We start from the raw sequence: 24,413 nt of genomic DNA on the forward strand, positions 1-24,413 counted from the left end.
CCTTCGAAGGTCGCATCCGTTCTCTCACGAAATTGCGTGGTCTAGAGCAACTTGCGAGCGAGAGCCCACGCGGTGAGCTCGTGCCGCGACGACAGCTGCAGCTTGCGCAGAACGCTCGACACGTGCGTCTCGACGGTTTTCACCGAGATGAAGAGGGATGCGGCGACCTCTTTGTACGAGTATCCTCGCGCGATCAACCGCATCACCTCCTGCTCGCGGGCCGACAGGCGGTCAAGTTCATCAGACGCCTCAGCCGTTTCACCAGACACCGCACCGAAGGCGTCGAGCACAAAACCTGCCAGCCGCGGAGAGAACACGGCGTCTCCATCGCGAACGCGCCGCGCGGCATCCGACACGTCGGATCCTGATGCGCTCTTCGTGATGTAGCCCCTCGCCCCCGCCCGAATGACCGTGACGACGTCGTCGGCAGCATCTGAGACGCTCAGCGCCAAAAACCGGGTGTTCGGCGCAGCCTGCGCGGCCCGGCGAATGACCTCGGCCCCTCCGCCACCCGCCCCGCCCGGCAGATGCACGTCGAGGAGGACGACCTCGGGCTGCGCCGAGACGACCAGTTCGACGGCGTCATCGACAGTCGCGGCTTCTCCGAGAACACGGATGCCATGGGCCAGGTCGGCACGCAGGCCTGAGCGGAAAATCGAATGGTCGTCAACGATCACGACCGTGAGATCGGTCGCGTGAGGGTCAACTGTCGTCATGGGATCCTCCATCGGTCAGTGGCAGGGAGAGTCGAACCTCGGTTCCAGCGCCGCCGGGGCCGGGGGATAGGTCTGCGCTGCCACCGATGCGGCGCATGCGGCCGAGGATCGATTCGCGCACGCCCATTCGATCGGAGGGAACGTCGGCGAGCGCGAAGCCGGGGCCGCGGTCGGTGATCGTCAGTTCGACGGTGGTGGGGGACGACTCGAGGTACACAGACACAGTGCCTCCGGCGTGCCGTGCTGCGTTGAGCATGGCCTCGCGTGCGGCACCGAGGAGTGCGTCGGGCACCGCGCTCGGGCTCTGCCCGGCGGCAACAACGTCGATTCGCGCCGCGTACTCCTGCTCGATCACCGCGGCGATCCGCCGCAGCTCGTCGGCGAGGTCGACGGATGCGCCTGGGGAGCCGGCAAACAGCCAGTCGCGGAGCTCACGTTCCTGCGCTCGAGCCAGGCGTGAGGCCTCACTGGCTGGGTCGGCCTTCTGCTGGATCAGGGCGAGGGTCTGCAGCACGGAGTCGTGCAGGTGGGCGGCGAACTCCGCGCGATCCGCCTCGCGCACCCGCGCCGCGCGTTCGTCGGCGAGGTCGCGGGTGAGTCTCAACGCCCACGGTGCCACAACGATGGCCACTCCGACCAGAACGGCAATTGACGCAGCGAACACCGTCCAGACGTTGGGCTCTTCACCTGTGACAAAAAACAGGAGGATGCCGAGTGCCACCAGGATCAGGGCACCGAGCGCACGCACGACGAGCGCCGACGACGATGACGACCGTTGCTGACGGAGGTCGTCGAACTGCCGCCACGCAAGCCCGGCCCCGCCAAGAACCACGATCGCCGGAATCACAAAGCTCAGGGGAACATTCACACCAAAGCGGGACGCAACGAGCGCGGCGGCAGCGGCCAACAGGGCAAGGCCGAGCAGGATTTCGGTGATCGGTGCGTTGCGGGCGCTGCGCTCGACCTGCGCCTCGTCACTCGGGCGGGTCAGCACGCTTTTGAGCGGCTCGATCGAATCCCCGGCGACAGGCGTCACCACCCACAACCAGCAATACATCAGCAGTCCGGCACCACCGCAGAGGCTCAGAACCACCGTCAGCGTGCGCACCAGAGGAAGCGGAAGCCCTGTGTGCTCGGCGAATCCCGCGCACACTCCACCGACGAGCCGCACACGCGGGCGGGTCATGAGTGCAGCGTCCATGCTGCAATACAAGCACCCCGAGAGCCAGTACCGGGGCAGGATGGACAAATCTCAGGGGTCGGTCAGGGCAATACCCCATGGCCCGGGGGTCGGTTCGAACGCCAGACTTCAAGCATGAACGACACACCCCCTCCCTCGAATGCTTCGACGGCGACTTCAACGCCGACGCCTCCGCCGCAGTCGAACTTCTTCGACTGGATTCGCGGAACCGGGATCTCCCGCAGTGACGACGCCTGGCTTGGCGGCGTCGCCGGCGGCATCGCCCGTCACACGGGACTCGACCCGCTCATCGTCCGCGGCGTCGTCCTTGTTGTCGCGCTGCTCGGCGGTCCAGCCCTCTTCCTCTACGCAATCGCATGGGCACTGCTCCCGGACAGCTCAGGCCGCATCCACACCGAGCGGGCGCTCAAAGGCATCTTCGACCCGGCCGTGATCGCGATCACCGTGATGATCGGCCTCACCTTCCTGCCGTTCATGCGGGGCATCTGGTGGCAGGGTGCCCCTGAGTTCTGGAACATGCCCGAGTGGCTCGAGTCGACACTCCGCTCCGCCTGGATCCTCGTGCTCGTCGCTGGCCTCATCTGGCTCACGATCGTCATCGCCCGTCGCACACCGGGCGGAGTGGCAGAAGCACCGGCCGCCCGCTCGCACGCCGACTTCTGGACCAGTCCCGAGGCGCCGTCCACGAGCACGATCTTCACATCAGCGACGGATGCTCCGGCAACGGCGAGCGCACCACCCACCTCCGCAAGCACATCGGGCACCGCTCCGAACGGTGCTGCCTCAGCGGCGTGGTTCCCAACACCAGAAGCCGCTCACTCGGGTGAACCGGAGCCCCGGGTGTACGGAGCAACCTGGAACCCGGGCGTCAGCGCAGCCCAACGGGAAGCTCAGCGACGCGAACGGGACGCCATTCGCGCCGAGCAGCGGCGCGAACACGAGGAACGTTATCGCCGCCGCCAGCCAGGAGCAGCGTTCGTCTCCATCGCCCTCGGGCTCGCGCTCCTCGCCGGAGTCTTCACCGTTCTGGCACTCGGCTACACCAGTATCTCCGACACCGCTGTGCTCGTCGGTGTCGGCACCGCGCTCGGCGTGATCGCACTCGCCACGATCATCGCGGGCATCCGAGGCAAGGAAAGCGGAATGCTTGGGTTCTTCGCGTTCATCGCCATCCTGGTTCTGCTGTTCGTTGGGGTCTTCCCGCGCGGCACGGCGGTCTCTGTCGTCGGCAACACCGTCTGGGAGGTGGCAGATGCTCCTCCGGGCTCGTCGACCGGGTTCTCGATGGCGGCTGGGTCACCGACCCTCGACCTGACAGCGCTCGATGACCGCGGAGCTGACGTTGGCGGACTCGTCGAACTCTGGCTCGGAGCGGGAACCGTCACCCTCGACCTGCCGGAGGACGTGCCCATCGTCCTAGAGGTGGCCGGTGGTGTCGCGGGGCTCAGCTACACCGACGACGGCGAAATGCGCGAGCGCGGCGCACCCCTCTATCGCGAGGTACTGCGGTTCGGCGATACCTCAGACGACGAGACAACAACGGTCCGAATCTGGCTCGGCGCCGGAAGCGTCGACCTTTCGACAACGACGAGGAGCCCCCGATGAGCGACAACAACAACACGACGCCGCTTCCTGCCTCCGCCTCGAAGCCTGAGGACGGAAATGCGACGGATGCCACGGACGTCCTGTTCCCGGACGCAACACCGATTCCTCCGATCACCCCGACGGCCCCGATAGGAGCGTCCACCCCGGGCACACCGACCGTCCCGAACACTCCGACAGTTCAGTACCCAGCGTCGGCGAGCGAGCCCGAACGACTTCGTGCCCGATTCGGCACGATCTTCTGGGGAGTGATCCTCCTGGTGTTCGCGGCCTTCATGGTGACGAGCGCGCTTGTGCCGATCGTGCTCGACCCGAGCACATGGATCATCGCTGGACTCGTCGCCGGTGGAGTGGTGCTGGTGATCGCGGGAATCGCGGCGGCCGTCCGGAGAACCGACTGACAGCATCCGCTTCGCACATAAAAGGCGGTCACTCGCGTGACCGCCTTTTGTGCGAGCTGGCGGAGTTCCAAAGTTGAGTCCACAAGGCTCAGGATTAGCTGGGAGAAGTTGACATCGAAATGTGGGCCGGTAAACTTGAGCCATCGCCGCTCAACTACGAGCGGCTCCCACAACTTCGAATTGCCGGCCAGATTATCGGCCATCATCGAAACCAGACCGTCCGCGGTCTCAAAGGAGAAAAAGACACATGGCACGTGCAGTAGGAATTGACCTCGGAACCACCAACTCGTGTGTGGCCGTTCTTGAGGGTGGCGAGCCCACCGTCATTGCGAACGCTGAGGGACTCCGCACCACCCCTTCGGTCGTTGCATACACGAAGGACGGCGAGGTGCTCGTCGGTGAGACCGCAAAGCGCCAGGCTGTCACCAACGTTGACCGCACCATCGCGTCGGTCAAGCGCCACATGGGCACCGACTGGAAGTTCGCGGTCGACGAGAAGAAGTACACCCCGCAGGAGATCTCGTCCCGCATCCTCGCCAAGCTGAAGCGTGACGCTGAGCAGTACCTGGGCGACACGGTGACGGATGCCGTCATCACGGTTCCCGCATACTTCAACGACGCTGAGCGTCAGGCAACCAAGGAAGCCGGCGAGATCGCCGGACTCAACGTTCTCCGCATCATCAACGAGCCGACCGCTGCGGCTCTGGCGTACGGACTCGACAAGGGTAAGGAAGACGAGCTCATCCTCGTCTTCGACCTCGGTGGAGGAACGTTCGACGTCTCCCTCCTCGAAGTGGGCAAGGACGACGACTTCTCGACCATTCAGGTTCGCGCGACCTCCGGTGACAACCGCCTCGGTGGAGACGACTGGGACCAGCGTGTTGTTGAGCACCTCATCAAGCGCTTCAAGGAGACCACAGGCGTCGACGTCTCGAACGACAAGATCGCCAAGCAGCGTCTCAAGGAAGCTGCTGAGCAGGCCAAGAAGGAACTGTCCTCGGGCATGTCCACGTCGATCCAGCTGCCGTACCTCTCGCTCACCGAGAACGGCCCGGCGAACCTCGACGAGACCCTGACCCGCGCACAGTTCGAGCAGATGACCTCTGACCTCGTCGACCGCACGAAGAAGCCCTTCCAGGACGTCATTCGTGAAGCAGGCGTTTCGGTCAATGACATCGCACACGTTGTGCTCGTCGGCGGATCGACCCGTATGCCCGCCATCTACGAGCTCGTCAAGCAGGAGACCGGCGGCAAGGACCCGAACAAGGGTGTCAACCCCGATGAGGTCGTCGCCGTTGGCGCCGCACTGCAGGCCGGTGTACTGAAGGGTGAGCGCAAGGACGTTTTGCTCATCGACGTCACCCCGCTGTCTCTCGGTATCGAGACCAAGGGTGGCATCATGACCAAGCTCATCGAGCGCAACACGGCCATCCCGACCAAGCGAAGCGAAACCTTCACCACGGCAGACGACAACCAGCCGTCGGTTGCGATCCAGGTGTTCCAGGGCGAGCGCGAGTTCACCCGCGACAACAAGAACCTCGGAACCTTCGAGCTGACCGGTATCGCTCCGGCACCACGTGGCATCCCCCAGGTTGAAGTGACCTTCGACATCGACGCCAACGGCATCGTGCACGTGTCCGCAAAGGACAAGGGCACCGGCAAGGAGCAGTCGATGACCATCACCGGTGGTTCTTCGCTCGCGAAGGAAGACATCGAGCGCATGGTGCGCGAGGCTGAAGAGCACGCTGCTGAGGACAAGGCCCGTCGTGAATCGGCCGAGACCCGCAACAGCGCTGAGCAGCTCGCCTACTCGATCGACAAGTTGATCAAGGAGAACGACGACAAGCTGCCCGAAGACGTCAAGAGCGAGGTGCAGGGCGACGTCGACGCACTGAAGTCCGCCCTCGCTGGCGACGACGACGCAGCGGTGAAGACCGCCTTCGATAAGCTCAACGAAAGCCAGACCAAGCTCGGCGAGGCCATCTACGCCCAGGCGCAGCAGGAAGCTGCCGCTGGCGAAGCCGGAGCTGAGCAGCCGGCCGACACCGCATCCGACGAGGATGTTGTGGACGCCGAAGTTGTCGACGACGAGGAAAGTGACAAGAAGTAACAATGACTGACACGAACCCGACTCCAGAAGACGGTGACGAGGTTCAGCCAGTGGACGAAGGGTCGGAAGCTACGGCTTCCGGCCCTGAGTCGCAGGTGGAGCCGGACGCACCCGAGACCGACGAAGAAGAACTGACCGTCCAGGACATCCTCGACGCTGCCCAGGCCGAGGGTCTGGACGACGAGCTGGACGCCGAGCGCGTCGCTGACGCCGAACCCGAGCACGAGCACCTGGTCGACCTCAAGCGGTTGAGCGCCGAGTACGCGAACTACCGCAAGCGCACAGAGGCCAACCGTGAACTCGAGCGCGAGCGGATGACCGGAGACGTCGTCAAGGCGCTGCTCCCGGTGCTCGACGACCTCGATCGTGCTGAGAAGCACGGCGACCTTGAGGGCGACACACCGTTTACGGCGATCGCCGCGAAGCTCCGTACGAGCGTCGCAAAGCTTGGCCTTGCTCCGTTCGGAGTGAAGGGCGAGCCGTTCGACCACAACCTCCACGAAGCGATTTTCCAGCAGCCGAGCCCGGATGTTGAAACCGAAACCATCCTCGACGTCGTCGAGACCGGTTACACGGTCGGTTCGACCTTGCTGCGTGCGGCCAAGGTCGTTGTCGCCGTTCCTGCTGAGTAGGCGCGATGGCAAGTCAGGACTGGTTCGATAAGGACTTCTACAAAGTTCTCGGCGTGAAGAAGGACGTCACCCCAGCGGAGCTGAAGAAGACCTACCGCAAGCTCGCGCGGCAATACCATCCGGACTCGAACGCGGGCGACGCCAAAGCCGAAGCAAAGTTTAAGGAGCTCAGCGAGGCCTACTCGGTTCTCAACGACCCTGAACAGCGCAAGGAATATGACGCCGTTCGTGCCATGGGATCCGGAGCGCGGTTCACCGCGCCAGGGTCAGGTGGGCCCAACGGTGGCTTCGACGACGTCTTCGGCGGCATGTTCGGTGGTGGCGCTCGGGGAACGAGCTCGAGCTACCAGCAGGCCGACTTCGAGGACATCCTCGGCGGCGTGTTCGGTCGCGGTGGCTACGGCCAGCCGACCGGGGGCTACCGGGGTTTCGGTGGACCGACGCCTGGACGTGACGTCACAGCATCCACAACGATCGACTTCCTCACGGCGATCCAGGGTGACACCGTCACCCTACAGACCGCCGACGGGCGAACGATCAAGGTCAAGATCCCTGCCGGTGTCTCGGACGGGCAGAAGATCAAGCTGCGAGGAAAAGGCTCTCCGTCACCCGACGGTGGAGCTGCAGGCGACCTGGTGCTCTCGGTTACCGTGCGCAAGCACCCGGTGTTCGAGCGTGACGGGCTCAACCTGCGCGTGAACGTCCCGGTGACGTTCGTCGAGGCGACCCTCGGCGCGACCATCGAGGTGCCCACGCTCGGCGGCGACCCGGTGCGGCTCCGAGTCGCTCCAGGCACTCCGTCCGGGCGTGTGCTCCGGGTTAAGGGCAGGGGAGTCACCACGTCGAAAGGCACGGGTGACCTGCTCGCCGTTGTCCAGGTTGCGGTGCCGTCTCACCTCAACTCCGATGCGCGCGAAGCGCTCGAGCGGTTCCACGAGTTGGAGCCCAAAGAGAACCCGCGCGACGATCTGATTGCCCGCGCGAGGGGATAAGTGATGGACGAGAATTCGCCGATCTTCGCGATCGCGACAGCGGCCGAGCTGGCCGGAATGCACCCGCAGACCCTGCGGCAGTACGACCGGCTCGGCCTCGTCTCGCCCACACGGACAGCTGGCAAGTCCCGCCGGTACTCGATGCGTGATGTCGTGCAGTTGCGCGAGGTCGCCAGGCTCAGTGCCGAAGGGGTCAGCCTTGAGGGCATCGGCCGGATCCTCGCGCTTGAAAATGAGGTCACGCGCCTGGCGACTCGAGTTCGTGAGCTCGAGCATGCTCTCGCCGACGAAATGCTCAAGTCGCCGGGACGGCGCGTGTTCGCCGCCGGTGCCCAGGGCGATGTTGTGCCGCTCAAGAGTGGGACGCGTGCCCAGCGCCGCACCGAGCTCGTGGTGTGGCGGCCCTTTCAGCGCTGATCACCGGCGGTCCCATCGAGTCGGCCCAAAGGGTCGTTCTTTATCGAGGGAATGACCATCTGGGCCCAGTCGATTGAGGGAATGACCTTTTGGGCCCGATCGATTTCTGTCAGAACCCGCGTTGACGCCAGCGCGGGATCGAGTTGCCTCACTTCGTCGTATCGGGCCCAAAAGGACGATTTGTGGTGTCTCAGCCATGCGCACTGTGGGGTATCGAGGACACGGGGCGAGGTCTATGCTGGGCCGCATGAGCGAGCAGAAGCCGCCGACGGGCCCGGAAAACAACTCCGGCGACCCGAAGCAGAACGAGCCACCGTATCCGGCAAGCGCTGCCGATGGCAGCGCTTCCGCGGGCCGGGCAGCGTCGCAACCGGGACCGCCACCAGGGTCCCCGCAGGCCCCACCGCCCGGCAGCCCCATGCCACCGGCGCCGAACTCGCCACAAGCGCCAAGCCCAGGTCCGGTGCAGCAAGGATTCGCCCCTGGTGGGTACCCGAACCAGCCGGGTAGCGCGCCATACCCAGGTGGCGGCCAGCCCCCAAGCGGTTACCCGCAACAGGGCTATCCGCCGCAGCCGCCCCAGCAACAACAGGGTTACCCGCAGCAGGGCGGCTACCCGCCCCAGCCCGGTGGATACCCGGCGCAGCCGTACCCCTCGCAGCCGTACCCTCCGCAGCCACAGCACGGCGGACACCAGCCGCAGCACGGTGGCTACCCGCCGCAACCGCAACAGGGTTACCAGCCGCAGCGCCCATACCTCGCGCAGGTGCCCGGCCCGGCCACCCCGCCGAGGCCACCCCTCGAGGGGCGCCAGAAGCGCGGTGCCATGCTCGCCGGTGCCGTGAGTTTCACCCTGATGAGCCTCGGCTTCGCCCTGTTCATGATTCCTCTCGTCCTCGGATTGCTCGGCGCGTTCATCAGTACCCTCATTTCCTGGGTAGCCAACAACAACCCGGAGGACTTCAACGCCAACGGCGGTCCATCCCCCGATGAGCTCGAGGGCTTTTTCGCCGACGCGTGGTCGACATTCTTTCCCTGGTTCATCGGCGCGCTCATCCTCGGCATCATCATCTGGATCCTCGGCTACTTCTCCAGCCTGTGGATCCTGCGCAGCCACCGCGTGCACCGCCCGGTCGCCGTGACCTGGAGCGGCCTCGGCATCGCCATCGTGGGCAGCTTCCTGCTCAGCGCGCTGAGTTCGCCGATCAGCGGACTGTTCAACCTGTGGACGCCGAACTTCGACGGCGGCGACCTCGGATCCGGCGGGGTACCCAGCCTGGAGAACTTCGACTTCAGCCCGGTCATCGGCGCAGGAGCACTCCTGTCGCTGGTGAGCCTTGTCATCAACGCGGCGATCGGCCTGTTCAGCTGGTGGTGGATGGCGCACGCGTTCCGTGAGCGCCGCGCGAGTGAGTCGACACCGCAAGCCGAACCGGTGTCGTAAGCCGGAGCATCCGTTCGAAGAAGTCGCCCGTCATCGCCCGCTCGTGACCCGGGCTACCCTGAACAGGTGACTGACTTCCCGTTCGACCGGCTTCGACGCTGGCCTGACATCGAAGCTCCCAACCTCTTCGCGTTCGACGCCACAGATCGACTGCTGCTCGACACAGCCGCAGACGCCCTCCACAGCGTCGGTGCAGGCGAGACCGTGATGGTCGGCGACCGGTACGGTGCACTCACCCTCGCTGCGGCGCACGCCGGGGTGACGGGGATTCGCACCCACCAGGACGAGCTCTCGGGCGAGCGTGCCCTCGACGCGAACGCTGTCGCCTTGTCGATAACGGATGCTGGCGCGCACGCCGCGCTCGACGCCTCACTTTTTCGGGGCGCCCGGCTGGTGCTGCTCCAGCTGCCGCGGTCACTCGAAGCGCTTGCGGAGATCGCCGAACTGATCGCACGGCACGCAGAACCCGACGTCACCGTGTTCGCCGGCGGCCGCGTCAAGCACATGACGCACGCCATGAACGACGTGCTGGCGCGGTACTTCGGTTCGGTCACCGCGTCGCGCGCGCAGCAGAAGTCGCGGGTGCTGATCGCCACGAAGCCGGAGGCTCCGGCGGGCGAACCGACGTGGCCGGCCCGTGAATTCCATGCCGACCTCAACCTCGTGGTCTGCGCACACGGTGCCGCTTTCGCCGGTACAAAGCTCGACATCGGCACACGGTTTCTGCTCGAGTTCCTCGAGCAGGTGCCCGAGGTGCCCGACGCCATCGACCTCGGCTGCGGCACCGGTATTCTCGCCACAATGGTGGCTCGCGCCCGGCCAGCCATGCGCGTGATCGCAAGCGATCAGTCGGCAGCGGCCGTGGCATCCGCTCGCTCGACAGCTCTCGCGAACGGTGTGGCTGAGCGCGTGACCGTGATGCGGGACGACGGGTTGTCGAGCCAGCCGGATGCGTCGTCGAGCCTGGTCCTGCTCAACCCGCCATTCCACGTCGGGGCGACCGTGCACGCCGGCATCGCCCAGAAGCTCTTTGACGACGCCGCGCGGGTGCTGAAGCCGGGCGGTGAACTGTGGACTGTGTGGAATTCTCACCTCGGCTACCGGCCAGCGCTCGAACGGACGATCGGGCCGACCCGCCAGCTCGGTCGCAACACCAAGTTCACGGTGACGGTGTCGACGAAGCGCTGAATCACAACCGCGTGAAAGCGAGTCCATTTCTCCGGTGTTTCGCAACCCCCTCCGCTCGTGAGGCGCCGTGATGTTGGCTTGATGAAGTGAGCACACGGAACATATCGCGCAGCGACCTCGACCACACAGCCCGGACACGATTCGGTTGGGATGACCTGCAGGATGGCCAGATCGAGGCCGTCGAGGCATTGCTCAGCGGACGGGATGTTCTGGCCGTCATGCCGACCGGCTACGGAAAGTCCGCCATCTACCAGCTCGCGGCAGCACTGCTCGGTGGGGTCACCGTTGTGGTGTCGCCGCTCATCGCGCTGCAAACCGACCAGGTCGCGAACCTCGCGGAGCTGCCCGATGCGCCTGCGGCGGTCGCGATCAACTCGGCACTCCGGCCGGCGGCCGTTGAGGCGGCCTGGGAACGGGTATCGGGACCGAACGGCGGCATTGTGTATGTCGCACCCGAGCAGCTGGCGAAGGACGAAACCGTAGAGCGACTGCGTGGCCTCGGTGTGACACTTTTCGCCGTTGACGAGGCGCACTGTGTGACGGCGTGGGGTCACGACTTTCGTCCGGACTACCTGCGACTCGGTGATGTCATCGAACGGTTGGGGCACCCGCGTACGGTAGCGCTGACCGCGACCGGGTCGACTCCGGTGCGCCGCGACATTGCCGAACGGTTGCGGCTGAGGGACCCGCTTGAGCTGACCCGCGGGTTCGACCGGCCAAACCTGGTGCTCCAGGTGACGCGGCACATTGAAGAAAACGACAAGGAACGCGCGGTGCTCGAGCAGGTGCTCGAACTGCCCAAGCCGGGGCTGCTGTACGTTGCGACCCGGGCAGACACTGAGCGCTTCGCTGCGGCGCTCGCCGACCGGGGGCTTCGGGCTGCGGGTTACCACGGCGGTCTTCGAGCGGCCGATCGTCGCTCCGTGCACGACGATTTTTCCTCTGACCGGCTCGACGTTGTTGTTGCGACATCGGCGTTCGGAATGGGCATCGACAAGGCAAACGTGCGATTCGTTGTGCACGCTGCGGTGCCCGAGTCGGTTGACGCGTACTACCAGGAGATCGGGCGGGCTGGCCGCGACGGGGAGCCGGCCACCGCCGCCCTGCACTACCGCAGCGAAGATCTCGGCTTGCGGAAGTTCTTCGCGACTCGCCGGCCGGACGATGAGGCGCTGCGGCGAGCGTACAACGTGATTGCACGGTCGAAAGAACCGGTCAGCTCCGCGCAGCTCGCCCGTGACATCGACTCCTCAACACGCACAGCGACCGGCCTCGTGAATGCGCTCGCTGACGCCGGAATGGTCCGCTCGGATCGGAGAGGAAGCCGCGCAACAGGCACGGCCACGGCACGAAAGGCAGCTGCCGCCGCCGTCGAGGGGATTGAGGAACGCGAGCGAATCGAAGCGTCCCGGCTCGACATGATGCGGGGGTATGCCGAGACGACCGAGTGTCGACGGCTTTTTCTTCTCGGCTACTTTGGTGAGCAGCACTTTGAGCCGTGCGACAACTGCGACGTCTGTTCGCGAGCTGAGGGTGCGCGCACCGCGCCGCTCGAGGACGAACCGGGCTCCGACGCCCCGGAGCAGGACGGTCCCTTTGCTCCACAAGCGAGCGTCACGCACAAAGAATGGGGTGCAGGAACCGTGATGCGGGTCGAGGCCGACCGGGTGACCGTGTTCTTCGAGCATGAGGGCTACAAGGTGCTGTCACTCGAGCTGGTAGCCGATGGCAAACTGTTGCAACCGGCCTGACGTGCTCCGGCGCCGTCCGCTGGGAACGGAGTTCTCAACCGGGTACACCGTTCTCGGCACTTGCGAGGTATTCCAGTTGCGCTTCGACCGAATACTCGGCGGCGAAGCGCACCGAGGGATCGATGTCCGGGTACACCATGTCGGTGACGGCCGAAATGGAAGCGCCGGCGCCAAGGGTGCCGCGGGCGGACCGTACCTCCTCGAGTCTGCGTAGCCGGTGCTCGAGGTACTCGCCGCTGACCGTGTTCAGGTCAGGCAGGGTCGGACCGTGGCCCGGGAAGACCGTGAGCGAACCGAGCTCCCGCAACCGCCGCAGTGACGAGAGATAGGCGGCGAGGCTTCCGTCCGGTCGCGCAATCACCGTTGTTCCGCTGCCGAGAATTGTGTCGCCGGTGAGGATGATGCCCGGATTCTTCTCAGCGTCCACGACGAAACAGACAGAGTCTGCACTGTGGCCGGGTGTTGCAACCACGGTCAGCCGCACGCCGGCCGCATCGATCACCTCGCCGTCGGAGAGTGGTTGGCCCTCGATGCAGAACGCCGGATCGAACGCTCGCACCGGAGCCCCGGTTCTCCGGTGGAGTTCGGCGCTTGCGCCGGTGTGATCGTCATGGAAGTGCGTGATCAGGATGAGGTCGACGGCGCCGCTTCCCACGAGTTCGTCGACATGCCCCGCATTTCTCGGACCAGGGTCGACAATCACCACTGAGCCGAACCCCGGGGCGCCGAGCACGTAGCTGTTCGTGCCATCGAGCGTCATCGGCCCCGGGTTCGGTGCGAGAACGACGCGCACCACTTTGCTCAACGGGATTGGCATCTTTAACCGAGCGCGCGAAGCCTCGGAGCCAGGTCGCGCTCAAACAGGTCGAGGAAGCGTTTCTGGTCGGAGCCGGGGCCGTGGAAGACGAGGTGGTTGAGCCCGGCGTCGATGTACGGCTTGATCAGGGAGACGGCTTCGTCCGGGTCGCTTGACACAATCCAGCGCTTCGCGACCTGCTCGATCGGCAGGGCGTCCGCCGCGGCCTCCATCTCGATCGGGTCGTCGATCGAGTGCTTCTGTTCGGGCGTGAGCGACAGCGGCGCCCAGAACCGGGTGTTCTCGAGCGCGACGTCCCGATCGGTGTCGTACGAAATCTTGATCTCGATCATCTTGTCGATTTCGCCGACGTCCCGTTGCGCCTTCGCCGCACCCTCGGCAACGGCGGGCAGGAGCTTGTCTGTGTAGAGCTCCATTCCTTTGCCCGAGGTGCAGATGAAGCCGTCGCCCGCACGACCCGCATACCGGGCAACCACAGGTCCGCCCGCCGCAACATAAACGGGGATGCCGCCTTCCGGGACGTCATAGATCGACGCGCCCTGGGTCTTGTAGTACTCGCCGTCGAAATCGACACGGTCGCCAACCCAGAGCTGACGCATCAGGTCAACCGACTCGCGCAGTCGCGCAAACCGTTCCTTGAACTCGGGCCATTCACCCTGGTAGCCCGTCGCGATCTCGTTGAGGGCCTCTCCGGTGCCGACACCGAGGAAGATGCGCCCGGGGTAGAGGCAACCCATGGTGGCGAATGCCTGGGCGACGACGGCAGGGTTATAGCGGAACGTCGGCGTCATCACCGAGGTTCCGATCGTGATCCGCTCGGTGCGCTCGCCGACGGCCGTCATCCAGGCCAGGGAGAACGGAGCGTGACCGCCATTGTGACGCCAGGGTTGAAAGTGGTCACTCACTGTGACGCTGTCAAAACCATGCTGTTCCGCCTGAACACCGAGCTCGACGAGCTCGCGAGGGCCAAACTGTTCAGCCGATGCCTTCAAACCCAGTTTCAACAAAAGTGCTCCCACCGTGATGCAACTCTCGGCGCGCTTCGCCGCCCTTTCGACACTATCCGTGAATTCCGCGCCACACATCGGTGCGTGCGAAAAGAACCGGGGAATTTACCGAGCACCTGTCACAGGCTGTGCTTTGTCGCCCGTCAGTGCAAAGCTGGACGTGTGCCCCAAGTTGACGAGCTGCGAGACCTCGACGAGCAACTGACACTCGGCGAGCCCTGGAACACTGTGGTCTGGGACGACCCGATCAACCTGATGACCTACGTGGCGTGGGTGTTCCGCAGCTACTTCGGCTTCGCCCAGGCGCGCGCAGAAGAACTGATGATGCAGGTGCACACGCACGGGCGTGCAACGGTCGCCACAGGAACCCGCGAAGAAATGGAACGCCACGTCGTCGCCATGCACGGCTACGGGCTGCTGGCCAGCCTCAGCAGGAGCGAACGATGAGGGCTTTCGGTGTGGCCTCTGGCGGAGAGATCCTCGCGGAGTTTGAATCGCAGGAAGTGATGATGTTCACCGATCTGGTGCAGCAAATCATCGCCCTGCTCGTACGGGTGAAGGAGGGCGAAGCAGACATCGACGGCGCTGTCCTAACCCGCCTGTTCCCCGACGCGTACACAGACGACGCCGAAGCATCAGACGAATTCCGGCGCTTCACCATCGACGACCTTATCGACCGCAAGATTGAAAACGCACAGGGGGTCCTCGAATCGTTCGACAAAGCGGGAGTACGAGCGACAGCCGATGGTGATGTGGCCCTCGTGCGGCTTGACCGCGAATTCTCGATGTACTGGCTCGGCACCCTCACCGACCTTCGCCTCGTCCTCGCCACCAACCTCGGCATTGGCAGCGAAGCGCCAACCGTCGAGGGCACAGACAACGAATACGTGCAGAGCCTCTACGAGTGGTTTGGTTTCACCCAGGGCTCGCTGATCGAAGCCCTCGAAGAGGTCGAGGGCATCTCCGGTTAGACGGAAAGATTTCAGGCGAGCGGATGCTGCTGCTCCAGCACGCGGGAACTCCCCGTTGGTCACCGGTAGCCTGAGAGCACCATGCACATACTGATGTTCAGCGACCAGCACGCGGATTCCCTCGGCGGAGTGCAGGTCTCGATCAGACTGCAGAAGCGGTTCCTCGAGCTGGCCGGGCACCGGGTCACCGTCGTCGCTCCGAAAATGCATCGGGAGCACGCGGGCAGCACCGAATACGTCGACACCCCGTCCGTTCCGATCACCCTCGACCGCGAGTATTCCCTGACGCTGCCGAGCCGCCGGGTCGACCGCGTTCTTGACACTGCACTGGCCACCCGCCCGCCGGTGGATATTGTGCACGTGCAGGCCGACTACTGGGGAGCGATGCTCGGGTATCGTTTCGCGGTGAGGCATGGCATCCGTTCTGTGCATACGTTTCACAACCACATGGAGTTCGGTCTCGAACAGGTGGTGCCGTTTCCGAAAATCGTGATTCGTGCGCTGCTCTGGTGGCAGCATCTGGTGCTGAAGCCGCGTTTGTCGAAACTGGCGCCGAGCGCGTGGAGCTACCTCGATGAGCTGTCCGCCCGCGCGGACGCGAGCGTGGCGCCGAGCGGGCATTTCGCCCGGTTGCTCGAAGCACACGGTGTCGGCACCGGGATCGACGTGATGTGGACCGGGGCGGACGACGCTCTGGTCGACGAGGTACTTAGTGCGCCCCGGCCCGCCGCTTCGAGCCGGCCGCTGTTCGTGTGGATGGGGCGGATGAGCGCCGAGAAGCGGATTATGGAGTACCTCGAGGCGATTCGGCTCGCCGATGTCGACGCCGAGTTCCGGCTGTATGGGGCCGGCCTGCTGCTGAAGAAGGCGCAGGCGTTCGTGCGTGAGAACGGACTGGATGGCCGGGTTGTTTTCGCCGGGAAGGTGCCGTACCGCGATGCGCTCGCCGCGATCGCGTCGGCCGACGCCCTCGTGCAGACCTCGATCGGGTTCGAAACCCAGGGCATGACGGTGTTCGAGGCCGCGGCGCTCGGGACCCCGTCAATCGTGAGCGACCCGAACATCGCGGGCGAGCTGCCCGACGGCATTTACTGGCAGCCTGCAAACGGCAGTGTGACGGCGTTGGCGGATGCTCTTCGGCACGCGGCAGCGGACGTCGCGTCAGGGTCCCGGCTGGTTGTCGAGCCGCAGACGAGCCTCGAGTTTCGGCAGAGCTATCAGACCGCGCGGATGATCGCCGTCTACGAGCGGGTGCTTGCGGCGCAGAACACGGGCAACAGCGCCAGATAGGGCGGCGAACCACACCGTCTTCTGCCGAGCCGAGCCGAGGGCGAAAGTGCGGATCGCCACCACGTCGGTGGAGATCGCAACTGACACCTCGAGCAACATCACGGCCGCGTAGGTCGGCGCGGCCCCAGGAAAGTTCGTTGGTTCTGCCGAGCGAGCGCGACGAGGGTCGGCAGCCAGCGCGGGTCGGGATGCTGCTGGCCGCCGAACCACCGCCGTGCCTGAATGACGCCAGCTCGGAGCCGGCAGAGGACGACCGAAGCCGGGCTTACGGACGGTGCGGCAGCCGATGTGCGGCGATGAAACGGCCCGCCCGCCGAAAGTCGATCACCGATGTGACCCCGACGGCGGCAAACAGCAGGACGGCGAGGAGCGCGAAAATGCGGATCGCCACCACGTCGGTGGAGATCGCAACTGACACCTCGAGCAACATCACGGCGGCGTAGGTCGGCGCGGCCCCCAGGATCGTTCGTTGGTTCTGCCGAGCGAGCGCGACGAGGGTCGGCAGCCAGCGCGGGTCCGGATGTTGCTGGCCGCCGATCCACCGCCGTGCCTGCCTGCGGTCCGCCCGGGTCAGCAGGCGCGAGAGCGACTGGTCCCCGGTCAGGTGATGGCCGGATTGCCGAGCCCACAGGAACCCACCGACACCGACGAGGAAGGCGAGGGTTGTGAATGCGAACTGCTCGACGAGTCGCTGTGCGCTCGATATGCCGGTCGAGTCTTCGCCGGCGCGAAGCAGGGCAAGCGCAACACCGAGGGCAACACACAGAGCGACAACGACGCCGATGCTTCTCAACGCGTGGACCGTGCGCGGAGAAATGTCCTCGTCGGGCACTCCGGCGGCACGGTAAGCCGCTGCGTTCCAGCGGGCATACTCCGCAGTGTCGTCGTCGAGCATTGGTCTCCGGTTTCCGCAGCGAGGGTGGGTGCCGGCACAGCCTACTAGCGGATGTCTTTTCGGCGCACGCGGAGGGAGCCGAGTATTAAGGGAAGCAGCACCCACACCGCCAGCGACGTCACGAGGGGAAGGATTTCGGATGCTCCCACTCCCGGCCGCAGGAACGGCTCAAGTGTGCGGTTGACGTCGAGCCACCCAGCCGCACCGGCTAACACGGGGAACACGAATCCCGCGATCGTCCACGCGGTCGGGATCAGATAGAAGGCGACGATAGCCGTCGCTGTCGTTCCGATCAGAAGCCCGACCGCATAGCCCCACGCCATGCACACGACCTGGGAGAGCGCCAGGCCAGCGATGAGTGCCGGTTGGACAGTCCAGTCATGTGCTGCACCGCGGAACAGGATGGCAGCTGAGTAGACGACGGTGGCACACACGATACCCGCCAGAAAGACGGTGAGGGCGATGCCCAGTACGGCCACGAGCTGTGCACCCACAACACGCAAGCGGCGCGGTTCGAGGGCGAAGGTCACCAGGGCTGTCCGCCGTGACCACTCACTTGTTGCAGCGACGATAGCGATCACCGGAACGAGAATTGATTGAGGCAGCAACGCGGCTTCGAGGAAAAGACCGAACGACATCCCGCTCGGCTCGACGAGCCACAAACTCGGAACCGGCAAGAGCAGGATGAGGATGCCGAGCGCCAGCAGCAGGCCGAACCCGGCTCGGGTGTTGACCTGTTTTCGACTCTCGACGCGAACGAGACGTGCCATCGGAACAGCGGGGCTGGGAACAGATGTCGTAGGAATCATCGCGAAAAGTCTCCGGTCAGGTTGAGGAAGTAAGACTCGAGGTCGGGTGCGCTGTCCTGGACAAGCGAGTCGCGCGGTCCATGGGCCAGCAGGCGCCCGCGTCCGAGAATGGCGAGGTAATCCGCCAGAGCATCCACCTCCGCGAGCAGATGTGACGACAGCAACACGGTCCCACCGCCGTCCGCGTAACTGCGCAGGAAGGAGCGCAACCAGTGGATGCCGTGGGGGTCGAGGCCGTTTGCCGGTTCGTCGAGGATGAGCACCCGAGGGTCGCCGAGAACCGCATGGGCAAGTCCGAGGCGCTGACGCATGCCGAGCGAGTATGAGCCGACCCTCCTGCGGGACTCGCCTCGCGACAGGCCGACGGTTTCGAGGACCGTGTCGACCCGGTCGGTGCCAACCCCCATCAGAAGCGCGGCCAGGGCAAGCGACTCACGGCCGGTGCGTCCCGAATGGAGGGCGGACGCGTCGAGTGACACTCCGACCGTGCGACCGGGATTTCCGATCGCAGAGTAAGGCAACCCGCCGATCAAGGCGGAACCGGTGGTTGGCCGAGTCAGCCCGCAAACCAGTCGCAGGAGCGTTGACTTGCCTGCGCCGTTGGGTCCAAGGAAGCCCGTGATGGTTCCGGCCGGGATATAGAGGGAGATGTCATCTACGGCGATTACATCGCCGTAGTGTTTGCTGAGCTGTTGAATGTCGATCATGGGATCGAGTGTGCTGCAGGTGCGAACGCTTGCCATCGACCCTGCGCTTGGCTCTCGAGCGCCGATCGGCTGACCGGAGATCGGCCATTTGGCCGATCTTGGAACCCGGGGAGATCCCTAGACTTCCGGGGTGTCTTCTTATGCAACAACTTCCGCTAGCCCGAGGCCCCGGCCTCTTTGGGGTGCGGTATGGCGCACAGGTCTCTCGCTCGTCGTCGGAGGTCTGGCATTCACGGTCCTTCGCGGTTGGGAGCTGATCCTCTTCGATGAGGCTGGTGCGTCAGGCGCCTGGCTTGGCGCGCTCATGCTGCTCGATGTCCTCCTCGGGCTCGCCGCGACGGCGCTTGTTCCCTTCAGGCACCATGCGCCCCTCGCCATCACTTTGATGGTGGGGATCATCGGTTCCATCTCTTATTTCGCACTTGGCGCCGTGATCGTCACCATCATTTCCCTCGCAACCCGGCGCCGGGCTCGAGAGCTCGCCGTACTTGCTGTGGTGATACTGGTGGTGACCGTCCTCGCTGAAGCGTGGATCAGCTCGACGATTCTGGCTCCGATCGCTGAACCGGCCGTGTGGTGGCAAGTCACGCTCGTCATGGCCGTCGCCCTGGCCGTACTCATCGTGACCGGTCTCTACATTGGAGGCAGGCGTGAGCTGATCAAGGCGCTCGTGCAACGGTCCGAACTTCTGGAGGAGGAACAGGCTCTTCGGCTCGAGCAGGCTCGATCTGCGGAGCGCTCGGCCATCGCCCGCGAGATGCACGATGTCCTCGCGCACCGATTGTCACTTGTGGCAATGCACTCAGGTGGCCTGGCCTGGCGGGAGGACCTCTCACGCGAGCAGTCGGCGGCGACGGCCGCCGTTGTGCAGGAGAACGCGCGACTCGCCCTCGCGGAACTGCGCGGTGTGCTCGGCGTACTTCGTGCCCCCTCGGCAGAAACAAACCCAGATGCCTTGACGCCACAGCCATCGCTCGGCGTGCTCGACGAGCTTCTCGCCGAGAGCACCCAGGCGGGATTGGCAGTGCACTGCGAGATAGCGCCGGACATCGCGCCCGTCCTCTCAACGCTCTCCTCCGTTCAGAGCCGCCACGCCTACCGGATCGTGCAGGAGGCGCTCACCAACGCACGTCGGCACGCCCCGGGTTCCCGAGTGGAGGTGACGCTCGGTGGCACGCCGGGGACGCGGCTCGAGCTCAAGGTGCGCAACCGACTGTCGCAACCGCGGGAGTCGGAAGCGCTGAACGGAGCACGGCACCGGGTGGGAATGGGACTGACAGGGATGACCGAACGGGCACGGCTCGCCGGTGGCGAACTGGTGCACGGTGTCGTCGGGAGCGACTTCGTTGTGGAAGCGTGGTTGCCGTGGACGAACTAACCAAAAATCGGATCCGCGTCGTTCTGGTTGACGATGAAGCCCTTGTTCGCGCTGGCCTCCGGCTCATCATCGAAGGTGACCAGACGATAGACATTGTGGGCGAAGCGGCGGACGGGATCGACGCCTCAGCCGTGGTCGCTCGTACGCAACCAGATGTTGTGCTGATGGATATCCGGATGCCTCGACGTGACGGTCTCGAGACGACGAGTCGAGTGCTCGCCTCACACCCGGGCATCCGAGTCATCGTGTTGACGACGTTCGACGCCGATGACGCGGTGCTCACTGCGTTGCGGAATGGTGCCTCGGGCTTTCTCCTCAAGGACACTCCACCCGCTGACCTGATCGATGCGATCCACCGCGTCGCGGCTGGGCGATCGATCCTGTCGCCGTCCGTCACCGAACAACTCATCGACGCCGTAGCGCGCCAGCCTGATTTGTCGGTGCGGTCGGCGGCACGCGCGCGGCTGGACGCGCTCACCGACCGCGAACGAGATGTCGCCATCCACGTCGCACGCGGTGCATCGAACACTGAGATCGCCACGCAACTGTTCCTCAGCGTCGGCACAGTGAAAACCCACCTCGGCCGGGTGTTCGACAAGCTGCAGGCCGACAACCGGGTCAAGGTTGCCATGGTGGTGCACGACGCTGGCCTCAACTGACCATGTGACGCCGTGTTTCGTTGCTACGTGACCACACGCGCGACGTGACCGACGATGGGAAGATGCCTCGTCACATCCGCTTCAATGCTTTTGACATGAACTGCGTCGCTCACCAGTCGCCCGGCCTCTGGCGTCACCCCGATGACCAGTCGCAGCGATACACGGACCTCAGCTACTGGACCGATCTCGCCAAACTGCTCGAGCGTGGCAAGTTCGACGGTTTGTTCATCGCCGACGTGCTCGGCACCTATGACGTGTACGGCGGCAGCAATGAGGCCGCGCTGCGCAACGGAGCGCAGGTTCCGGTGAGCGACCCGCTGCTGCTCGTCTCGGCCATGGCCGCCGTGACCGAGAACCTCGGCTTCGGCATCACCGCCGGCACCGCGTACGAGCACCCGTACCCGTTCGCGCGGCGACTGTCGACGCTCGACCACCTCACCAAGGGGAGGGTCGGCTGGAACGTTGTCACCGGTTACCTGCCGAGCGCTGCCCGCAACATGGGCCACGAAGACCAGATCGAGCACGACGAGCGATACAACATCGCGGACGAGTATCTCGAGGTGCTCTATAAGCTCTGGGAAGGGTCGTGGGAAGACGACGCCGTCGTGCGCGATCGCGAGACCGGTGTGTTCACCGACCCGACCAAGGTGCACGAGATCGGTCACTTCGGTAAGAACTACACAGTGCCGGGTATCCACCTGTCTGAGCCGTCGCCGCAGCGCACCCCGGTCATCTTCCAGGCTGGGGCGTCTGGTCGAGGCGTGCAGTTCGCGGCCGAGAACGCCGAAGCGATTTTCGTAGGATCGCCCACGAAGGCGGTGCTCAAGGCGACCGTGTCGAAGATTCGGGATGCTCTCGAAGCGGCAGGGCGGGATCGGTACAGTGCGAAGATTTACCAGTTGGTCACTGTCATCACAGACGAAACGCCTGAGAAGGCGCAGGCCAAGCACGAGGACTATCAGAAGTACGCGAGCGTCGAAGGTGCACTGGTCTTCATGTCTGGTTGGATGGGCATCGACCTTTCGCAGTACGACCTCGACGCTCCGATTGGCGATGTGAAGAGCAACGCGATCCAGTCGGCTGTGGCGAACTTCCAGGCGGCGTCGGAGGACGGCAGCGAGTGGACCGTGCGCGATATCGCAGCCTGGGCGGGAATCGGTGGCCTCGGCACCCGCATCGTCGGGTCGGGCAGTGAGGTTGCGGACCAGCTGCAGTCATGGGTTGAGGAGACAGATGTCGACGGCTTCAACCTGGCCTACGCGATCACGCCAGGCTCGTTCGAGGACATTGTGGAGTTCGTCATTCCCGAGCTGCAAAAGCGTGATGCGTACCCCACGGACTACACGCCGGGGACCCTGCGCAACAAGTTGCATGGTCGTGGTGATCGGCTGCCCGGAGAGCACAAAGGTGCATCGTTCAGTTATCGGGAGCGCGTCGCGTCGGCCTGAGTAAGCAAGGTAACGCCGCTCGGTCTCGCCCGTAACCCCCGTAACCGGGGCTTTCACCACCACCCCTCAACCGGATGCTCACCCCCTGCTGCGGCGGCGATGCAATCAGTTCCTCCACAGTCGGCATGACGAAAAAGGCTATCCACGACTTTGCCGCAACTCGAACGAATCTTCGAAAAAGAGGTTCGTTTCGGATAGAATCGGAGTATGCCTCAGATTCTGGATCGGTTGCCCGAGGTGGTCACGCAATTGCGAACCACCCTCGGCCTTCCGGTGTTCTCCGGCGACCACAACGGCGACCACATCGGTGACTTTCCGGGCGGCGAAACGACTGGCCCGGCCAGCGATGTCAGCGAGAGCGACCTCGTCTGTGAGCTCAGTGCCGACGAAGTGGAGCGGTTCACAAAGGCTGCCGCTGAGGTGATGAAGCTCGGCGAGGCGCTCGTCGCAATAGGTGCCGGACAAATCGCGAAGCTCTCCGACCGCGAACTCGGCTACTCCGGCCTCGCCCAGCGCCGAGGGATGCGCACGCCTGAACAGTTGGTGCAGTCAATCACCGGGTCTACCCGCGGTGAGGCTGCGAAGCAGGTTCGGGTGGGTACCGCACTGGGTGAAGCTGAAGCGGCCGAACGGCTGCGCGCTGCCGCCGAGCGCGCAGAGGCCGAGCGATCGGCCGACGGCGGCACCCCCGACGACGGGGAAGAATCTGAACCGCTTCCTGTGCCTCCCGTGGAGGTGCCCTGGCATTCACCTGTCTCCCTGGCGGTGGCGCAGGGAACTCTTTCCACCACTGCTGCGGGAGTAATCACCCGCGGTCTCGGTGAACCCAGCGAGACAGTGCCAAGTGACCTGTTGCGGGCGGCGGCCGAGCGTCTGCTGCCCATGGCGGCCACCTGCGACGCCGACGAACTCGCCCGACTGGCTCGCGAGGAACGCAACCTGATCGATGTTGCTGGCGTCGCCGAACGCGAAGACCTGCTCCGTGAAATGCGCGGCCTGCGCATGCTCCGCCGAGATGCGACCGGAATGCGTGGCGTCGCGATCCGCCTCGACCCCGAGAACGAAGCGATCTTTGCGTCGATCATCGACGCCGCCACCGGCCCGCGACGAGGCGGACCCCGTTTCGTTGACCCGGAGAAGATTGCTGCGGCCGAAGCTCTGATCAACGATCCCCGCAGCACAGAACAGATAGCCCTCGACACGTTGATCCACCTCATGCAGGTCGGAGCGACGGCGGACCCTGACACGGTTTTTGACCGCACGGCGTCGGTCAGGTTGATTGTTTCGACCGATGACACCAGGGGCTCGGTCAGTATCGGCAACCCCGACAACACTGCAGGCCGCAGCCGCACGGGCCTCACGGTCGGACAGGGCGTTACCGGCGGTTTACAACGCACGGACTCGTGCTCGGGTGTGGTGGGATTCGGCAGCATAGGAATGCTCGAAGACTCCCGTGAAGCGGTCTCGCTCGCCACGGTCGAACGCGCGATCTGTCACGCCGAGATTGTCGCAATCCTCCTCGGCGCTGACAACGTTCCCTTCGAATCCTCCATCTCGATGCGCCTGTTCAACCGCCGCCAGCGCCGAGCCCTTGCCGCTCGCGATGGCGGCTGCATGTTCCCTGGCTGCGACCGGCCAGTGTCGTGGACGGAAGCCCACCACATCGTGCCCTGGAAGAAGTCGAACAAAACCGAGGTGGTTGACGGGATACTGCTCTGCCGACATCACCACATGCTCGTGCACAACAACGGCTGGGTGATTCAGCGCCGCAGTGCCGACTACTATCTGATCCCTCCGGTCAGCATCGATCCGGAGCAAAAAGAGATTCTGCTCGAGAGCAAGTCGGGGCTCATGCGGGCACGGCGGCGCGCGACCGCTCAAGCGCGAGCACGCAGGCAGGACGCCGCCTACATCCCAGACGGTGAAAACAGGACGGCGAGCACCGGCTGAATTCGCGGGTCCGCTCGGCGTCCGACGC

Annotated in this window: 23 protein-coding genes; 16 read left to right on the plus strand and 7 right to left on the minus strand. The window is 64.8% G+C overall.

Going from position 1 to position 24,413, the window contains the following annotated elements:
- Window positions 1–41 precede the first annotated feature (41 nt).
- Together D9V28_RS09290 and D9V28_RS09295 are read right to left on the minus strand one after the other, a co-directional pair.
- Complete coding sequence (locus D9V28_RS09290; RefSeq protein WP_121659416.1) at window positions 42–716, minus strand: LuxR C-terminal-related transcriptional regulator; 675 nt, start codon at window positions 714–716, stop codon at window positions 42–44.
- Entirely contained in the window at window positions 703–1,917 is a 1,215-nt protein-coding gene (locus D9V28_RS09295) for an ATP-binding protein (RefSeq protein WP_121659417.1), read from the minus strand. Before D9V28_RS09295 ends, D9V28_RS09290 begins: the two co-directional genes overlap by 14 nt.
- Window positions 1,918–2,031: 114 nt before the next feature.
- Here D9V28_RS09295 and D9V28_RS09300 point away from each other — a divergent pair, with 114 nt between their 5' ends.
- The 9 genes from D9V28_RS09300 (at window position 2,032) to D9V28_RS09340 (ending at window position 12,454) form a co-directional block, all read left to right on the plus strand.
- Complete coding sequence (locus D9V28_RS09300; protein ID WP_121659418.1) at window positions 2,032–3,522, plus strand: PspC domain-containing protein; 1,491 nt, start codon at window positions 2,032–2,034, stop codon at window positions 3,520–3,522.
- On the plus strand, window positions 3,519–3,920 hold the full coding sequence (locus D9V28_RS09305; RefSeq protein ID WP_121659419.1) for a hypothetical protein: 402 nt from the start codon (window positions 3,519–3,521) through the stop codon (window positions 3,918–3,920). The genes D9V28_RS09300 and D9V28_RS09305 overlap by 4 nt, the downstream gene beginning before the upstream one ends.
- A 247-nt stretch (window positions 3,921–4,167) precedes the next feature.
- Window positions 4,168–6,030, plus strand: a complete 1,863-nt coding sequence (dnaK, locus tag D9V28_RS09310; protein WP_121659420.1) for a molecular chaperone DnaK — start codon at window positions 4,168–4,170, stop codon at window positions 6,028–6,030.
- 2 nt (window positions 6,031–6,032) lie between these two features.
- The gene (locus D9V28_RS09315) at window positions 6,033–6,662 is read left to right on the plus strand and encodes a nucleotide exchange factor GrpE (RefSeq protein WP_121659421.1); all 630 of its coding nucleotides are present in this window, start codon (window positions 6,033–6,035) and stop codon (window positions 6,660–6,662) included.
- 5 nt (window positions 6,663–6,667) lie between these two features.
- The gene (locus tag D9V28_RS09320) at window positions 6,668–7,654 is read left to right on the plus strand and encodes a DnaJ C-terminal domain-containing protein (protein WP_121659422.1); all 987 of its coding nucleotides are present in this window, start codon (window positions 6,668–6,670) and stop codon (window positions 7,652–7,654) included.
- A 3-nt stretch (window positions 7,655–7,657) separates the two neighbouring features.
- Window positions 7,658–8,071: a heat shock protein transcriptional repressor HspR gene (locus D9V28_RS09325; protein WP_121659423.1), complete on the plus strand. Its 414-nt coding sequence runs from the start codon at window positions 7,658–7,660 to the stop codon at window positions 8,069–8,071.
- Between the two features lie 247 nt (window positions 8,072–8,318).
- Window positions 8,319–9,515: a DUF2062 domain-containing protein gene (locus tag D9V28_RS15955; RefSeq protein WP_147440959.1), complete on the plus strand. Its 1,197-nt coding sequence runs from the start codon at window positions 8,319–8,321 to the stop codon at window positions 9,513–9,515.
- A 66-nt stretch (window positions 9,516–9,581) separates the two neighbouring features.
- Window positions 9,582–10,703, plus strand: coding sequence for a class I SAM-dependent methyltransferase (locus tag D9V28_RS09335; protein ID WP_121659425.1), 1,122 nt, complete (start codon window positions 9,582–9,584; stop codon window positions 10,701–10,703).
- An 86-nt stretch (window positions 10,704–10,789) separates the two neighbouring features.
- The gene (locus tag D9V28_RS09340) at window positions 10,790–12,454 is read left to right on the plus strand and encodes a RecQ family ATP-dependent DNA helicase (protein WP_229727847.1); all 1,665 of its coding nucleotides are present in this window, start codon (window positions 10,790–10,792) and stop codon (window positions 12,452–12,454) included.
- Window positions 12,455–12,488: 34 nt separating this feature from the next.
- Here D9V28_RS09340 and D9V28_RS09345 read toward each other — a convergent pair whose 3' ends face one another.
- Both D9V28_RS09345 and fgd read right to left on the minus strand, forming a co-directional pair.
- Window positions 12,489–13,271, minus strand: a complete 783-nt coding sequence (locus D9V28_RS09345; RefSeq protein ID WP_121659426.1) for an MBL fold metallo-hydrolase — start codon at window positions 13,269–13,271, stop codon at window positions 12,489–12,491.
- A gap of 2 nt (window positions 13,272–13,273) precedes the next feature.
- A complete protein-coding gene (gene fgd, locus D9V28_RS09350; protein WP_220700491.1) occupies window positions 13,274–14,278 on the minus strand; it encodes a glucose-6-phosphate dehydrogenase (coenzyme-F420) in 1,005 nt (334 codons plus the stop codon).
- Window positions 14,279–14,440: 162 nt separating this feature from the next.
- Between fgd and clpS the strand changes: the two genes are divergently transcribed.
- The 3 genes from clpS (at window position 14,441) to D9V28_RS09365 (ending at window position 16,539) form a co-directional block, all read left to right on the plus strand.
- Window positions 14,441–14,725, plus strand: coding sequence for an ATP-dependent Clp protease adapter ClpS (gene clpS / locus D9V28_RS16310; RefSeq protein ID WP_371869999.1), 285 nt, complete (start codon window positions 14,441–14,443; stop codon window positions 14,723–14,725).
- Window positions 14,722–15,249 (plus strand): DUF2017 family protein, encoded by a 528-nt coding sequence (locus tag D9V28_RS09360; RefSeq protein WP_121659429.1) that lies wholly within the window; start codon window positions 14,722–14,724, stop codon window positions 15,247–15,249. Before clpS ends, D9V28_RS09360 begins: the two co-directional genes overlap by 4 nt.
- Before the next feature lie 81 nt (window positions 15,250–15,330).
- Window positions 15,331–16,539 carry a glycosyltransferase gene (locus tag D9V28_RS09365; protein ID WP_121659430.1) on the plus strand — a complete coding sequence of 403 codons (1,209 nt, stop codon included), beginning with the start codon at window positions 15,331–15,333 and terminating at the stop codon, window positions 16,537–16,539.
- Window positions 16,540–16,804: 265 nt separating this feature from the next.
- Here the strand turns inward: D9V28_RS09365 and D9V28_RS09370 are convergent, their stop codons facing one another.
- Genes D9V28_RS09370 through D9V28_RS09380 form a run of 3 tightly spaced genes read right to left on the minus strand, consistent with a single transcriptional unit; the run spans window position 16,805 to window position 18,950 of the window.
- Complete coding sequence (locus D9V28_RS09370) at window positions 16,805–17,434, minus strand: hypothetical protein (protein WP_121659431.1); 630 nt, start codon at window positions 17,432–17,434, stop codon at window positions 16,805–16,807.
- A gap of 44 nt (window positions 17,435–17,478) precedes the next feature.
- Entirely contained in the window at window positions 17,479–18,243 is a 765-nt protein-coding gene (locus tag D9V28_RS09375) for a hypothetical protein (protein WP_121659432.1), read from the minus strand.
- Window positions 18,240–18,950 carry an ABC transporter ATP-binding protein gene (locus D9V28_RS09380; protein ID WP_121659722.1) on the minus strand — a complete coding sequence of 237 codons (711 nt, stop codon included), beginning with the start codon at window positions 18,948–18,950 and terminating at the stop codon, window positions 18,240–18,242. The genes D9V28_RS09375 and D9V28_RS09380 overlap by 4 nt, the downstream gene beginning before the upstream one ends.
- A 130-nt stretch (window positions 18,951–19,080) precedes the next feature.
- Between D9V28_RS09380 and D9V28_RS09385 the strand changes: the two genes are divergently transcribed.
- The 4 genes from D9V28_RS09385 (at window position 19,081) to D9V28_RS09400 (ending at window position 24,385) form a co-directional block, all read left to right on the plus strand.
- The gene (locus D9V28_RS09385; protein WP_147440960.1) at window positions 19,081–20,328 is read left to right on the plus strand and encodes a sensor histidine kinase; all 1,248 of its coding nucleotides are present in this window, start codon (window positions 19,081–19,083) and stop codon (window positions 20,326–20,328) included.
- Entirely contained in the window at window positions 20,316–20,987 is a 672-nt protein-coding gene (locus D9V28_RS09390) for a response regulator (protein WP_121659723.1), read from the plus strand. The genes D9V28_RS09385 and D9V28_RS09390 overlap by 13 nt, the downstream gene beginning before the upstream one ends.
- Before the next feature lie 62 nt (window positions 20,988–21,049).
- Complete coding sequence (locus tag D9V28_RS09395) at window positions 21,050–22,435, plus strand: LLM class flavin-dependent oxidoreductase (RefSeq protein ID WP_121659434.1); 1,386 nt, start codon at window positions 21,050–21,052, stop codon at window positions 22,433–22,435.
- Window positions 22,436–22,642: 207 nt separating this feature from the next.
- Window positions 22,643–24,385, plus strand: coding sequence for an HNH endonuclease signature motif containing protein (locus tag D9V28_RS09400; protein ID WP_121659435.1), 1,743 nt, complete (start codon window positions 22,643–22,645; stop codon window positions 24,383–24,385).
- Window positions 24,386–24,413 lie beyond the last annotated feature (28 nt).

This window comes from Mycetocola zhadangensis, from assembly GCF_003668565.1.
Taxonomy (GTDB): domain Bacteria; phylum Actinomycetota; class Actinomycetes; order Actinomycetales; family Microbacteriaceae; genus Mycetocola_A; species Mycetocola_A zhadangensis.

Coding starts and splice junctions, on each gene's coding strand:
- D9V28_RS09290 (WP_121659416.1), bottom strand. CDS start 716: ATGACGACAGTTGACCCTCACGCGACCGATCTCACGGTCGTGATCGTT.
- D9V28_RS09295 (WP_121659417.1), bottom strand. CDS start 1,917: ATGGACGCTGCACTCATGACCCGCCCGCGTGTGCGGCTCGTCGGTGGA.
- D9V28_RS09300 (WP_121659418.1), top strand. CDS start 2,032: ATGAACGACACACCCCCTCCCTCGAATGCTTCGACGGCGACTTCAACG.
- D9V28_RS09305 (WP_121659419.1), top strand. CDS start 3,519: ATGAGCGACAACAACAACACGACGCCGCTTCCTGCCTCCGCCTCGAAG.
- dnaK (WP_121659420.1), top strand. CDS start 4,168: ATGGCACGTGCAGTAGGAATTGACCTCGGAACCACCAACTCGTGTGTG.
- D9V28_RS09315 (WP_121659421.1), top strand. CDS start 6,033: ATGACTGACACGAACCCGACTCCAGAAGACGGTGACGAGGTTCAGCCA.
- D9V28_RS09320 (WP_121659422.1), top strand. CDS start 6,668: ATGGCAAGTCAGGACTGGTTCGATAAGGACTTCTACAAAGTTCTCGGC.
- D9V28_RS09325 (WP_121659423.1), top strand. CDS start 7,658: ATGGACGAGAATTCGCCGATCTTCGCGATCGCGACAGCGGCCGAGCTG.
- D9V28_RS15955 (WP_147440959.1), top strand. CDS start 8,319: ATGAGCGAGCAGAAGCCGCCGACGGGCCCGGAAAACAACTCCGGCGAC.
- D9V28_RS09345 (WP_121659426.1), bottom strand. CDS start 13,271: ATGCCAATCCCGTTGAGCAAAGTGGTGCGCGTCGTTCTCGCACCGAAC.
- D9V28_RS09360 (WP_121659429.1), top strand. CDS start 14,722: ATGAGGGCTTTCGGTGTGGCCTCTGGCGGAGAGATCCTCGCGGAGTTT.
- D9V28_RS09365 (WP_121659430.1), top strand. CDS start 15,331: ATGCACATACTGATGTTCAGCGACCAGCACGCGGATTCCCTCGGCGGA.
- D9V28_RS09370 (WP_121659431.1), bottom strand. CDS start 17,434: ATGCTCGACGACGACACTGCGGAGTATGCCCGCTGGAACGCAGCGGCT.
- D9V28_RS09375 (WP_121659432.1), bottom strand. CDS start 18,243: ATGATTCCTACGACATCTGTTCCCAGCCCCGCTGTTCCGATGGCACGT.
- D9V28_RS09380 (WP_121659722.1), bottom strand. CDS start 18,950: ATGATCGACATTCAACAGCTCAGCAAACACTACGGCGATGTAATCGCC.
- D9V28_RS09395 (WP_121659434.1), top strand. CDS start 21,050: ATGCCTCGTCACATCCGCTTCAATGCTTTTGACATGAACTGCGTCGCT.
- D9V28_RS09400 (WP_121659435.1), top strand. CDS start 22,643: ATGCCTCAGATTCTGGATCGGTTGCCCGAGGTGGTCACGCAATTGCGA.